14 protein-coding genes are annotated in these 12,982 nt (G+C 71.9%); 9 read left to right on the top strand and 5 right to left on the bottom strand.

Features of this window, described 5'->3' with window-relative positions:
• Positions 1-65: 65 nt before the first annotated feature.
• Complete coding sequence (locus OHB00_RS27640; protein ID WP_406438538.1) at positions 66-236, top strand: hypothetical protein; 171 nt, start codon at positions 66-68, stop codon at positions 234-236.
• On the opposite strand, the gene OHB00_RS27635 is transcribed toward OHB00_RS27640, so the two are convergent.
• Positions 196-591 (bottom strand): hypothetical protein, encoded by a 396-nt coding sequence (locus OHB00_RS27635; RefSeq protein ID WP_406438536.1) that lies wholly within the window; start codon positions 589-591, stop codon positions 196-198. The genes OHB00_RS27640 and OHB00_RS27635 overlap by 41 nt on opposite strands.
• 117 nt (positions 592-708) lie before the next feature.
• Between OHB00_RS27635 and OHB00_RS27630 the strand changes: the two genes are divergently transcribed.
• Positions 709-1,731, top strand: a complete 1,023-nt coding sequence (locus OHB00_RS27630) for an FUSC family protein (RefSeq protein WP_406438534.1) — start codon at positions 709-711, stop codon at positions 1,729-1,731.
• A gap of 18 nt (positions 1,732-1,749) precedes the next feature.
• Positions 1,750-2,286, top strand: a complete 537-nt coding sequence (locus OHB00_RS27625) for a hypothetical protein (RefSeq protein ID WP_406438533.1) — start codon at positions 1,750-1,752, stop codon at positions 2,284-2,286.
• Positions 2,287-2,301: 15 nt separating this feature from the next.
• On the opposite strand, the gene OHB00_RS27620 is transcribed toward OHB00_RS27625, so the two are convergent.
• A complete protein-coding gene (locus OHB00_RS27620) occupies positions 2,302-2,457 on the bottom strand; it encodes a DUF6131 family protein (RefSeq protein WP_406438532.1) in 156 nt (51 codons plus the stop codon).
• Positions 2,458-2,663: 206 nt separating this feature from the next.
• Here OHB00_RS27620 and OHB00_RS27615 point away from each other — a divergent pair, with 206 nt between their 5' ends.
• Positions 2,664-3,338: a GAP family protein gene (locus OHB00_RS27615; RefSeq protein ID WP_406438530.1), complete on the top strand. Its 675-nt coding sequence runs from the start codon at positions 2,664-2,666 to the stop codon at positions 3,336-3,338.
• A gap of 17 nt (positions 3,339-3,355) precedes the next feature.
• Here OHB00_RS27615 and OHB00_RS27610 read toward each other — a convergent pair whose 3' ends face one another.
• From OHB00_RS27610 to OHB00_RS27600, 3 genes are read right to left on the bottom strand one after another with little or no spacing between them, the layout of a single operon-like run.
• Positions 3,356-4,576 carry a cytochrome P450 gene (locus tag OHB00_RS27610; protein ID WP_406438529.1) on the bottom strand — a complete coding sequence of 407 codons (1,221 nt, stop codon included), beginning with the start codon at positions 4,574-4,576 and terminating at the stop codon, positions 3,356-3,358.
• A gap of 19 nt (positions 4,577-4,595) precedes the next feature.
• Positions 4,596-5,990 (bottom strand): NAD(P)/FAD-dependent oxidoreductase, encoded by a 1,395-nt coding sequence (locus OHB00_RS27605; protein ID WP_406438527.1) that lies wholly within the window; start codon positions 5,988-5,990, stop codon positions 4,596-4,598.
• Positions 5,987-6,214, bottom strand: a complete 228-nt coding sequence (locus OHB00_RS27600; protein ID WP_406438526.1) for a ferredoxin — start codon at positions 6,212-6,214, stop codon at positions 5,987-5,989. Before OHB00_RS27600 ends, OHB00_RS27605 begins: the two co-directional genes overlap by 4 nt.
• Positions 6,215-6,621: 407 nt before the next feature.
• On the opposite strand from OHB00_RS27600, the gene OHB00_RS27595 reads away from it, so the two are divergent.
• From OHB00_RS27595 to OHB00_RS27575, 5 genes are all read left to right on the top strand, one after another.
• Positions 6,622-7,584 (top strand): cyclase family protein, encoded by a 963-nt coding sequence (locus OHB00_RS27595; RefSeq protein ID WP_406438524.1) that lies wholly within the window; start codon positions 6,622-6,624, stop codon positions 7,582-7,584.
• Positions 7,585-7,693: 109 nt separating this feature from the next.
• Positions 7,694-9,274 (top strand): GMC oxidoreductase, encoded by a 1,581-nt coding sequence (locus tag OHB00_RS27590; protein ID WP_406438523.1) that lies wholly within the window; start codon positions 7,694-7,696, stop codon positions 9,272-9,274.
• 164 nt (positions 9,275-9,438) lie between these two features.
• Complete coding sequence (locus OHB00_RS27585) at positions 9,439-10,278, top strand: SDR family oxidoreductase (protein ID WP_406438521.1); 840 nt, start codon at positions 9,439-9,441, stop codon at positions 10,276-10,278.
• A gap of 33 nt (positions 10,279-10,311) precedes the next feature.
• Positions 10,312-11,757, top strand: coding sequence for a cytochrome ubiquinol oxidase subunit I (locus OHB00_RS27580; RefSeq protein WP_406438519.1), 1,446 nt, complete (start codon positions 10,312-10,314; stop codon positions 11,755-11,757).
• A complete protein-coding gene (locus tag OHB00_RS27575) occupies positions 11,754-12,794 on the top strand; it encodes a cytochrome d ubiquinol oxidase subunit II (protein ID WP_406438517.1) in 1,041 nt (346 codons plus the stop codon). The genes OHB00_RS27580 and OHB00_RS27575 overlap by 4 nt, the downstream gene beginning before the upstream one ends.
• Positions 12,795-12,982 lie beyond the last annotated feature (188 nt).

Raw genomic sequence — 12,982 nt, 5'->3', positions numbered from 1 at the left:
ATCGCCTCGCAGGCTTCGGTCATCCAATCACCACCGCCACCCGAACACCGAAGGGGCACAGCCACATGTCCGTCCTCCGCACCTCCCGCACCCGTCTCGCCGGCGCCGCCACCACCGTCGTACTCGCCGCGCTGTCCCTGACCGCGTGCGACGACGGCACGGGCGTCCACGCCGAGAGCGTCGCGGCGGCCGGCGCTACTGGGCGAGGGCTCCTTCCCGGCACGGGGCGGGGCTGACGCTGAGGTCGCCGGCGAAGGGGCGGTCCAGGACGAAGACCAGGAGCAGGCTGAACTCGACGAGCCCGGCGACCGAGGCGACGAGGAGGATCTGGACTCTCAGCTTGCGCATGCCGCAGAGGAACGTGAGCGGGACCAGGACGACGGCGCCGCCGATGGCCAACACCAGGAGCAGCACCGGGAGTTCCCGGCCTGCCATGGTGATGCGGGCGCGCCGCTGGGAGGCGGCGTCGTCGAGACGGCCGACGGTCTGCTCGCAGAAGACCTGCTCCCGCTCGGTTTTCGGGTGGTACGTCTGCAGGACGTCGAAGGCGGCGCGGAGACGGGTCTCCGTGGCCCCGGCAACTGTGGCCATACGGGAACAAGTTCACGCCACCGAGTGAGAGACCGCCGGTGCGGGAGCGGACAGCCCGTCCGGTGACGCCTCGTGTCCGGAGGGCGGCGGACCGTGGTGTGTGCCTATGGTGGGCCGGTGACGGGTGTCTCCCTGTGGCCGCAGGTGTGCCGCAGGCTCCGGGTGCAGGGGCCGACGGCGGCCCGGATTCTGGTGATCGCGGTGCTGTGCTGGCAGACGGCGCTGTGGGCCGGTGCCGATCAGCCACCGGTGTTCGCCGCCATCGTGCCGGTGCTGTGCCTGCGCGGCGACTCCGCCTCCTCCCTCGCGGCACTGCTGCTGCGGATCCTCGGGGTGATGGCCGGAGTGGCGCTGGGCGTCACGGTGGTCACGCTCTTCCGGCCGAGCACCCTCGTCCTCGCCGTGGTGACGGGGCTGGCCCTGCTCTGCGGGACCGTCATCAGTTCCGGGACGGCACTGAACGTGCAGGTCGCGGTGAGCTCGCTGCTGGTCTTCGCCAATCCGTCGCCGGACGCGTACGGCTTCGCCCGGCTGTGGGAGAACGCGCTGGGCGGCGCGGTCACCGCCGTCCTCGCCCCGCTGCTCTGGCCGCGGGACCCGCGCAGGGAGGCAGAGGCACTGGCGCGGGAGTGCGCGGCCGGCCTCGCGGAGGGCCTGGTCCGCACCACGGAGGCGATCGGGGTGCCGGACGCGGCGCGCCCGAACCGGGTGGCGGCGCTGGCCCGGGCGGACCGGCTGCGCCGCTGCGGGGCGCTGGCCCGGGAGGCGGAGCAGGCCATGCGGTTCAATCCGCTGCGGCGCCGCCATCGCGGCCAGGTGACCGACCTGGCCGCCCGGATCGGCCACGCCGTCCAGGCGGTGCCCCAGCTCCTGACCCTGGCGGCCGAGGCCGAGTTCTTCACCGTCCGCGACGGGGCCACCCCGGCGCTCTCCCGGGCCCGGACCTCTCTCCTCCCGGTCGCCGAGGCCACCGGACGCGCCCTGGCGGCGGTCCTCGCGGGGCGGGACCCGCGCGCGGACACGGACGCCGCGCGCGCCGGACTGGCCCGGTACGCCGAGGAGGACACAGCACCCATGCCGGTGGTGCTGCGCAGGCCGTTCACCAGGATCCTCGACCTCTGCGACGGTTCCCGGAGCTGAGCGGACGCCGGTGCGCCGGTGCCCCGCACCATCGTTTACCCTTCGTTCACTTCGCTCGTCTTCGTTCCGGGGGGATCGACACCGTGCGTCTGCGGCGGCAACCTCTCGGTCACCCTCACCCTGAAGCGCAAGACCAAGCTCACGGCCAAGTTCGCGGGCGACGCGCGGTACGCGCCGCGGACGACGGCCAGCACGGCCGGCGCCCGTGTGAAGGTCTCCACGGCCCTCGCCGGCCAGTACAGGAACAAGTACGCGTGGAGCCGCACGTACTACTACTTCAAGCAGTCCAAGGACCCGGTCGTCACCACCACGATGACGGCGTACCCGGGCCGCAAGCAGTTGCTGCAGATCCAGATCCACGCCGACGGCGTCTGGCAGACCACGGCCAAGGAGTACTTCAAGCTCGACTCCTCGGGCAGGTCCGTCGTCACGCTCACGGGCACGCCGCCCACCGGCTACCGGTTCCGGGTCCGCGACTCCTACGTCAGCGGCTCGGGCGACAGCGTGAACACGACGACGTACGGCGCCTGGAAGTACTTCACCTTCACGAAGTGAGGCCGCGCGTCACGCTCACCAATAGTGGCGTCGGCCGGCGACGGCGTGCCCCATGGATCCCAGGATCCAGAAAACGGCTCCGATCACGAGCAGAATGATGCCGATGGTCCACAGGATCGATATGCCCGTGACGAACCCGACGATGAGCAGGATGATGCCGAGGGCGATCATGACCGTACCTCCTACCAGGTCCCATGACTCCTCTTCGGTTGCCGTGTTCCCCGAAGCGGTGGAGTCATGCCGGACCCGCCGGCACGGCGGCGGTCACCCGTTCACCCGCCGCTGATGGCCGCTGGGGGTGGGGGGCGCCACGATGGCGCAGAGGGCTGTGCCCCTACCAGGGCCGGGCACGCCGCGTCTCTCCCCCGGAGGCCACAGTGGGACACGCTGTCGGTGATGTGCTGGGCCTGGCCGCGGGCGTCGCGGTCAGCCCGCTGCCGATCGTGGCGATCATCCTCATCCTGGCCACCCCGCGGGGCCGCCTCAACGGACCGCTGTTCGCCCTCGGGTGGGTGCTGGGGCTGGCGGGGCTCGGCGCGATCATGCTGGCCGTGGGCGGAGCGGGCGGCGCCTCGGTCCACAAGCACCCCGCCACCTGGGTCGGCGTCCTCAAACTCGCGCTGGGCGCGCTCCTCGCCCTCTTCGGCGCCCGCCAGTGGCGGCGCCGCCCCAGGGACGCCTCCCAGGCACAGCTCCCGAAGTGGATGGCGGCGATCGACCGCTTCACCCCTGGCAAGATCCTCGGCCTGGGGCTGCTGCTCTCCGCGGGCAATCTCAAGAACGCGCCCCTGACCATCGCCGCGGCCGCCTCGATCAGCTCCGCCGGGATCTCCGTGCCGCAGCAGATCGGCACACTCGCGATCTTCGTCGCCATCGCGTCCGTCGGAGTGCTCGCACCCCTCGCCGTCTACCTGGTCATGGGCGAACGCGCCAAGACCATCCTCGCCGACTGGCGGGAGTGGGCGGCCCGGCACAATGTCGCCGTCATGGCCGCCCTGTTCCTCGTGCTCGGCCTCAAGCTCCTCGGGGACGGCATCAGCATCCTCACCTGAGACAGCCGGCCGGCGCGCTAACCGCCGTTCTGCTCGACCTGCAGATGGATCGGCCCGCGCAGCACGGGGCTGCGCCGGTACGGGGGCGGGTCGGCGACCAGCCTGGGGCCGTCCAGGCGGCGGGCCAGCTCGCCGAGCGCGATCTGGGCCTCCCGTCGGGCCAGCGGGCCGCCGAAGCACAGGTGGATGCCGCTGCCGAAGCCGAGGTGCTGGTTGTCCCGCCGGTCCGGGTCGAAGCGGTCGGGGTCGTGGAACCGCTCCGGATCGCGGCTGCCCGAGGCCAGCATCAGCATGATCTGCGAGCCCTTGGGGATGACGGTGTCCGCGACGGTGATGTCGCTGTACGCCGCCCGCCAGGGAATGATGTGCACGGGGGGCTCGTAGCGCAGCAGTTCCTCGACCAGCGGCACCACCAGGTCCGGTTCGTCGCGCAGACGTCGCAGCACCTCCGGGTGGCGCAGCAGCGTCAGCATGCCGTTGGCGATGAGGTTGACGGTGGTCTCGTGGCCGGCGATCAGCAGCAGGACGGCGGTGCTGATGATCTCCTCGTCGGTCATCCGCCCGTCCGGCCCGTCGTCGTCGGCCAGCCGCGACAGCAGGTCGTCGCTCGGGTGCCCGTGGCGTCGCTCCACCAGTCCGCCGAGGTACTCGCGCAGGTCGTGGCGGGCCCGCACGCCGTCGTCGAGTTGCTCCTTGGGGTCGGTCCTCGGGTCGTAGTCGATCGAGTTGATGATGTCGTTGACCCACCCCCGGAACCGCGGCTCGTCCTCGCGCGGCACACCGAGCAGGTGGCAGATCACCGTGACGGGGAACGGGTAGGCGAGGTCGTCGACGATGTCGATCCGCTCCTTGTCCGCGAGGTCGTCGATCAGGCCGCCGACGGTGTCGGCCAGGGCGGGTTCCAGGCCGGTCACCAGCCCCGGGGTGTGCGGGGGGCCGAAGTGGCGCATCGCCATCCGCCGCAGCCGGTCGTGCTCGGGCGGGTCCATGTTGATGAACGCCGGCGTGGTCACTCCCTCTCTGGAGGGCATCTGATGCGCCAGATTGCGGACGTCGGAGCTCAGGTGCGGGTTGTGCAGGATGTCCGCGAGCTCGCGGTACGTGCTGATGACGTAGCTGCCGTCCTCCTGCCGGGCCACCGGCGTCCTGCGCAGCTCGGCGTAGAGGGGGTAGGGGTCGGGCCGGGAGGAGTAGTCGAGGATCCGGTGCAGCGTGTCGGGCGTCTCGGTGGTGGTCATCTCGCTGTCCTCTTCCCTCCTACCGGTGGTACTGGTGCGCGGCCGTGACGCGGCGCTCACCCGGGTCGTGACCGGTGACGACCACGGTGGCGCCCTGGGCGAGCAGGGTGGGGCCGGGGAAGTCGACGGGCACCGGTTTCGTGTCGACGGGCTGGTCGGGGGTGGGGCAGGGCGGTGGGAAGGGCGCGGCCGTCTCGATGAGATGCCGGTAGTGGTCCAGCCACTTCGCGTTGTCGAACGTCACCGCCGCGGTGACCCGGCCCTGGTAGCCGTACGCGGCGACGAAGCGGTGGTCGGAGACCGAGCCCTGGGTGACGACCACCTCGTCGGCGAAGGTCGGCACACCGACGGACTTGATGTTCACGCCGAACTGGATCGACCAGAACCGCGGGATGGACAGGTGGGGCCAGCGCTCCGCCTGGCCGTGGACCATGTTGTGGGCCGCGACCTCGGCCTGCTCCACCGCGTTGGCCCAGTGCTCCAGCGAGATCAGCCGGTACTCGTAGACCGGGTTGGGACAGCGCGCCACGTCCCCGGCGACGAAGACGTCGTCGGTGATCAGGCCGTTGAGGTCCATGGCGCGGCAGCCCGTGTCGCAGGCGACGCCCCAGACGCCCGCCGCCAGACCGGAGCCCCGCAGCCATTCGGTGTTGCGGATGCCTCCGAGTGCGACCACGGCCACGTCGGTGTCGAGGGTGCTGCCGTCGTCGAAGTGGGCCCGGCGCAGCCGCCCCTGGGCGTCGCCCTCCAGCCGGGTGACCTTGACCCCGCACCGCAGGTCGACACCGTGGGCGCGCTGCATGTCCGCCGCCACCTCGCCGACCATGGCGCCGAGCGCCCCGACCAGCGGATACGGCGCCAGTTCGGCGACCGTCACCGCGATGTCCCGCTCCCGGCAGATGGAGGCGATCTCGGAGCCGGTGAACCCCGCGCCGATCACCAGCACCCGGGAGGGCCCGGCGGCGAGGGCCCGCTGCAGGCCTTCGGCGTGCTCGCGGGTGCGTACGACGAACACGCCGTCCAGCTCCGCCTCGTCCGCCACGAACCAGGGCCGGGCCCGTACCCCGGTGGCGATCAGCACCCGGTCGAAGGGCACCTCGCGTCCGTCGGCGAGCCGCACGTGGTCGGTGGCCAGGTCCAGCCCGCTCGCGGGCGTGCCCAGCAGCCACTCCGCGTCGATGTCACGCCGGCGCGGCAGCGTGGTGCCGTCCGCGGGCACCCACCCGGTCAGGACCTGCTTGGACAGAGGAGGACGGTCGTAGGGCTCGCCCAGCTCGTCGCCGATCATCGTCAGCGAACCGGTGAAACCCTCCTCGCGCAGCGACTCCGCGGCCCGCAGACCCGCCAGCGAAGCCCCGACGATCACGATGCGGCCGTCACGTCGGAACGCCCGCAGGTTGTCGGCACTGGTCATGACCTCGCCGCCTCCACGGGTGTCCGCCGGCCCTCCAGCCGGTCGACGAGAATCGCCTGGACCGGGCAGGCCGCCGCCGCGCGCAGCACCCGCTCGCGCAGGGCGTCATCGGGACCCGGGTCGTACATCAGCGCTTCCTCGCCGTGCATCCGGAACGCCTCCGGAGCCAGGAACGCGCACTGCGCATAGCCTTCACATCGGGAGAGATCAACGACGACTCGCATCCCGGCCTCCACTGGGGCTGCAGGCTGCGGAGCCGTACTGGGAGACGGCGCACCGCGCTCGTCGGGTCTCCGCAGAAGGATTTTTGTGGTCGCGAGAAAGAACGCGGGCAAAGATCAGCCGTCCCGCCAAGTGCGAACGGCGGCGGTGAGACGGCCTACAGATCCTGCGACGTCACCCGATCAGCGTATGCCGCGCCCTCATCGCCCGCACGCCGGGAAGCCGGGTGTCCGGGACCCGGAAACGGCCGCGCCAGGGGCGTCCGGCACCCGCGTCCGGCGGGTGGTCCGGCCTCCTGGGTGGTTCGGTGTCCACAGGAGTGCCGACCGGAACAGGACCGGTGCCGACCGGAACAGGACCGGTGCCGACCGGAACAGGACCCGAGCAGGACCGGAGCAGGAGGTGCCCGATGGCCTCGGACCAGCCCGCCCCCTCCACTCCCGAACCACCGCGGGACCTCTCCGAAGCGGCCTTCCGCGATCTGTACCGCAGGCTGCGGGACCGGGCCCGGGATGGCGGGCCGGGGCGGCGTGGCGCGCTGGAGCGGCTGACGCCGGACCGGGTCGTGGCGGCCGCCGCCGAGGTCGGGTGCGGGCGCACCGTGTCGCTGGCCGCGACCGTCGAGACGCGGAGCGCTCCGGACAGTCCGGAGCCCGCGACCCACCGGATGACCGCTCCCGCGCCCGGCGAGACCGGCGCACCCGGGCTCGTGTTCGCCCGCGACCGGTTCGCCATGAACGTGCACAACGACGTCGACAGCCACCTCGACGCGCTCTGCCACGTGCTCTTCGACGGCGAACTGTACGGCGGCGTCCCGGCGAGCACCCTGACACCCGACGGTGCCGGGGCGCTCTCGCTCGACCTGGTGCGGGACGGAATCGTCGGCCGGGGCGTCCTCCTGGACATCCCGCGCCTGCGCGGGGCGCGGTGGCTGGAGCCCGGCGAGCAGGTGACGGCCGAGGACCTCGGTGCGGCCGAGGCCGCCCAGCGGACCGCGGTCGGGCCGGGCGACCTGCTGTTCGTACGGGTGGGGCACCGGCTGCGGCGCCGGGCCCTCGGGCCCTGGGACGTGACACGGGCCCGCGCGGGCCTGCACCCGACGGCCATGGACTTCCTCGCCGAGCGGGGCGTTTCGGTCCTCGGCTCGGACGGCAACAGCGACGCCGCGCCCAGCGCGGTCGCCGGAGTCGGGTTTCCGGTGCACGTGCTGGCCGTCAACGCCATGGGGCTGCACCTGCTGGACTGGCTGGACTTCGAGGACCTGGTACCGGTCTGCGAGGAGCAGGGGCGCTGGCACTTCCTGTGCGTGATCGCCCCCCTGCGGCTCCCGGCGGCGACCGGCTCCCCGGTGAACCCGATCGCCGTGCTGTGACCGCGCCACGGGGGGGGCGCCCGGGGTGCCGCTCCCCCGTACCGCGCGTACGTTCGAGGAGGGGAGGCCCGCACCGGCCGCGGAGGAAACGAACAGGACGGTGGTTGCCATGGACACCCTGCCCCCGTACGACGTCATCGTGATCGGCACCGGTGCCGGCGGCGGCACCCTGGCGCACCGCCTGGCCCCGTCCGGCAGACGGGTACTCGTCCTCGAACGCGGTGACTACCTGCCACGCGAACGCGACAACTGGGACTCCACGGCCGTGTTCGTGAAGGCCAAGTACCGGGCCCCGGAGTTCTGGCTGGACCGGCACGGCAACGAGTTCCCGCCCGAGGTGAACTACTACGTGGGCGGGAACACCAAGTTCTACGGCGCGGCGCTGTTCCGGCTGCGCCCCGAGGACTTCGGCGAACTGCGCCACCACGACGGCATCTCCCCGGCCTGGCCCCTCGGTTACGACGAGCTGGAGCCGTACTACACGCAGGCCGAGCACCTCTACCTGGTGCACGGCAGGCACGGCGAGGACCCGCTGGAAGGGCCGTGCAGCGCCCAGTACGCCTACCCCCCGGTCGAACACGAGCCGCGCATCGAGCAGTTGAGCATGGACCTGGAGAAGCAGGGGCTGCACCCCTTCCACCTGCCGATCGGGGTCAACCTCACCCAGGACGAGGACGGCCGGGCCACCCACTCCAGCGTCTGCATCCGCTGCAACCGCGTGGACGGCTTCCCCTGTCTGGTGCGCGCCAAGTCGGACGCCCAGGTCATCTGTGTGGAGCCGGCCCTTGAGCACCCGAACGTGGACCTGGTCACCAACGCCCGGGTGACCCGCCTGGAGACCGACGCCGGCGGACGCACCGTCACCTCCGTCGTCGCCGAGCTGCCGGGCGAGCGGGAGGCCCGGTTCTCGGCCGACGTCGTCGTCGTGGCCTGCGGGGCCGTCAACTCGGCGGCGCTGCTGCTGGCTTCGGCGAACGACCGGCATCCACGCGGTCTCGCGAACAGCTCGGACGTGGTCGGGCGGCACTACATGCGCCACAACAACCTGGCGCTGATGGCCATCTCCAAGGAGCCCAACGACACCCAGTTCCAGAAGACCCTCGCCCTGCACGACTGGTACCTGGGCGCGGACGACTGGGAGTACCCGCTCGGCGGGATCCAGATGCTCGGCAAGTCGGACGCCGAGCAGATCCACGGCGAGGCCCCGCGCTGGGCCGGGGCGGTCGCGCCGGACATGCCGTTCGAGGTGCTGGCCCATCACGCCGTCGACTTCTGGCTGTGCGGGGAGGACCTGCCGCAGCCGGACAACCGGGTGACCCTGGAGGAGGACGGCCGGATCCGGCTCACCCTCGACGAGGGCAACAACATCGCCGGTCTCCAGCGCCTGCGCCACAAACTCCAGCACATACTCGGCCATCTGGGCATGCACGAGCACCGTCTGCTGTCCCACAGCATCTACCTGCACAAGGGCATGCCGATCGGTGCCACCGCCCACCAGGCCGGCACGGTGCGGTTCGGCACCGACCCGGCGTCCTCGGCCCTGGACGTCAACTGCAAGGCGCACGACCTGGACAACCTCTACGTCGTCGACACCAGCTTCTTCCCGAGCATCGGCGCGGTGAACCCGTCCCTGACGGCCATCGCGAACGCCCTGCGTGTCGGTGACCACCTGCTGGAGCGACTGGGCTGAGCCCGCGCGGGCACCCGGCCCCCGACCGGGCGAAGATCCTGCGCCGGGCAGCGCAACGCCGTCCGCCGGGACGTGCCGCCGCTCCCCGCCGGTGCTTGTCTGATGCCCGGACCTCCGGGCGACGGGCCCGGTGGAGCGGGCCGGCAGTGGAGGAGCAGGACATCGTGAGTTCCACCGAGGGCGCACCCCGGGACGTGATCCCCGCGCATCTGCTGAAGGGCCAGAAGGCACTGGTCACCGGCGCGAACTCCGGTATCGGCAAGGCGACGGCCATCGCCCTGGGCCGGGCCGGGGCCGATGTCGTGGTCAACTACGTGGCCGGCGGCGACGAGGCCGAGAAGGTGGTCGCGGAGATCACCGGCTTCGGGGTGAAGGCGGCCGCCCACGAGGCGGACGTCTCCGACGAGCAGCAGGTCGTCGCCATGATGGACCGGATGGTCCAGGAGTTCGGCACGATCGACATCCTGGTCGCCAACGCCGGACTCCAGCGCGACGCGCCGTTCACCGAGATGACCCTCGCCCAGTGGCAGAAGGTCCTGGACGTCAACCTCACCGGGCAGTTCCTGTGCGCCCGCGAGGCGACCAAGGAGTTCCTGCGGCGCGGTGTCGTGCCCGAGGTGTCGCGCGCGGCCGGGAAGATCATCTGCATGAGCTCGGTGCACCAGATCATCCCGTGGGCCGGGCACGTCAACTACGCCTCCTCCAAGGGCGGCGTGCAGATGATGATGGAGACGCTGGCCCAGGAGCTCGCCCCGAAGAAGATCCGCGTCAACGCGATCGCCCCCGGGGCCATCAGGACCCCCATCAACCGCAGCGCCTGGGACACCCCCCAGGCCCAGCAGGACCTGCTGAAGCTGATCCCCTACGACCGGGTCGGCGACCCCGAGGACATCGGCTACGCGGCCGTCGGCCTCGCCTCCGACCTCATGGACTACGTCGTCGGCGCGACTCTCTACGTCGACGGCGGGATGACTCTCTTCCCGGGCTTCGCCACCGGCGGCTGACCGACCCTCGCACCGGTTCCCGGGGAGACACGCATGCACACGACACTCAGCTGGCTCGCGGACGCGCCGCCGCAGACGCTGCCGGCCCGGTCGATGATGGCCTTCACGCTGGCCTCGCACATCATCCTGGTGCCCCTGGGCGTCGCGCTGCCGGTGATCACGCTCGTCATGCACGGCCACGGCCTGCGCCGCGGCGACGCCACCGCCCTGCTGCTCGCCCGGCGGTGGTCGGCCGTCATGGCGGTGCAGTTCGCGATCGGCGTGGTCACCGGCACCGTGCTGTCCTTCGAGTTCGGACTGCTGTGGCCGGGCATGATGGGCCGCTGGGGCGATGTCTTCGGCATCGGCTTCGGCGTCGAGGCGTGGGCGTTCTTCCTGGAGGCCGTGCTCATCGCCATCTACCTCTACGGCTGGCGGAGACTTCCCTCCCGCACCCACTTCCTGCTCGGCCTGCCCCTGCCGCTCGTCGCGCTGCTCGGTGCCTTCGGCATCCTGGCGGCCAACTCGTGGATGAACACCCCGCGCGGCTTCACTCTGGACGCCACCGGCAACCCGGTCGACGTGAAGATCTGGAAGGCCGTCTTCACCCCCATGTTCGGCCCGGAGTACTGGCACTTCGTCTTCGCGATGTTCGTGACCGCGGGCTATGTCGTGGCCGGCGTCTACGCCGTCGGGTGGCTGCGCGGCCGCCGGGACCGCTACCACCGGCTCGGCTTCACGATCCCCTTCACGCTCGCCGCGGTGTGCACGCCGGTGCAGTTCATGCTCGGCGACTCCATCGCCCGGCAGGTCTTCCACAAGCAGCCGGTGAAGTTCGCCGGCATGGAGATCGTCTGGAAGACCGCCACCCACCAGCCGGAGTACCTGTTCGGCCGGCTGCACCCGGACGGCACCATTTCCGGCGGCGTCCGGATCCCGCAGCTCGACTCGATCCTGGCCGGCTTCCGCCCGGACACCCAGGTCACCGGGCTGACCTCGGTCCCGGCGGACGACCGGCCGACGGCCACCCAGGCCACCATCGCCCACTTCGCCTTCGACACCATGGTCGGGATCGGCTCCCTGCTGCTCCTGCTCGCGCTCTGGTACGGCGTCCTGTGGCTCTGGCGCCGCCGGCTGCCCGTCTCCCCGTGGTTCTTCCGCGCCGCGGCGTGCGCGGGCGTGGCCTCCGTGGCCGCCGTCGAATGCGGCTGGATCACCACCGAGGTGGGCCGCCAGCCGTGGATCGTCTACCAGAACATGCGGGTGGCCGAGGCGGTGACGGCGACCCGCTCCACCAGTCTGTGGATCATGTTCGCGCTGGTCGTCGTCGTGTACGTCTTCGTCTTCGGGTCGTTCCTCGTGGTGCTGCTGAAGATGCGCTCCCGCTGGCGGCTAGCCGACGAGCGGGGCGGGCCGCGGCCGCCGGAGGAGACACCCGAGACGGAACTGCCGGAGACGGACACGCCGTACGGGCCGCGCTCCGCCGGGAGCCGGCTGTGATCGCCGGGGTCATCGCCGTCGTCCTGCTCCTGGCGATCGCCGCCTACGCCTGCGGCGGCGGCACCGACTACGGCGCCGGTTTCTGGGACCTGACCGCGGGCGGCGCCGAGCGCGGCAAGCGCCCGCGATGGCTGATCGACCACGCGATGGCGCCCGTCTGGGAGGTCAACAACGTCTGGCTGATCTTCGTGCTGGTGATCATGTGGACGGGTTTCCCGGTCCTCTTCCAGCGGGTCTTCACCACGATGTGGCTGCCCCTGGCGCTGGCCGCCGTGGGCATCGTGCTGCGCGGCGCCGGCTTCGCCCTGCGCAAACCCGTCCGGCGGCTGGCCGGCAGGCGCCTGTACGGGGCGGTCTTCGCCATCTCCTCGCTGCTGACGCCGTTCTTCCTCGGCGCCGCCGCCGGCGGGGTGGCCTCCGGCCGGGTCACCGCCACGACGACGGCGTCCACGGACGCCTGGGCCAACCCCACCTCCCTGCTCTTCGGCCTGCTCGCCATCGCGGCCGCGGCGACGCTCGGCGCGGTCTTCCTCGCCGCGGACGCCCGCCGCTTCGGCGCCCCGGACCTGGACCGCTACTTCCGCCGCAGGGCGCTGGGCGCCCTGGCCGCCGTCGCCGTGCTCGCCGTCGTCACCCTCGTCGTCACCCACTCCGACGCGCCCCACGTCTGGCACGGTCTCACCCACGGCGTCGGGCTCGTCTTCGTCGTCGTGGCGGTGCTGGCCACGCTCGCCACCGCATGGCTGCTGACCCGGCCCTCCGCGGCCTGGTCCCGGGTGACGGCGGTCGGTGTGGTCGCCTCGGCCGTCATCGGCTGGGGCATGGCGCAGCGCCCCTACCTCGTGCCGACCTCGCTGACCGTCGCCGAGGGCGCGGGCGCCCACACCACCCTGCGCTGGCTGGCGCTCGTCACCCTGGTCGCCGTCGTCCTCGTCGTCCCCGCGGTCGTCTTCCTGTACTGGCTGGACACCCACGGCGAACTGGAGGGCCTCACGGACGCTGACCTGCGGCAGGGGCCGTCACCAACGCCTCGATAGGGGCGCGGGGCTGTATCGATATGCGGCTGCCGCCGCGTGGGCGCGACCAGCCACGATGGCGCCGCAACCGAACGACGACAGTGCTCCGCGGTGAGCGCCGGGCCGCCGGTCGGCCGCGGGCCGGTGGGGGCCGGTCGCGCAGTTCCCCGCGCCCCTTTGGGGCGCGTTGATGGGCCGTCGGCCAGATC

Source organism: Streptomyces sp. NBC_00631 (assembly GCF_045206895.1).
In the GTDB taxonomy this organism is placed as follows: domain Bacteria; phylum Actinomycetota; class Actinomycetes; order Streptomycetales; family Streptomycetaceae; genus Streptomyces.
This window is presented reverse-complemented; position numbering and strand designations above follow the sequence as displayed.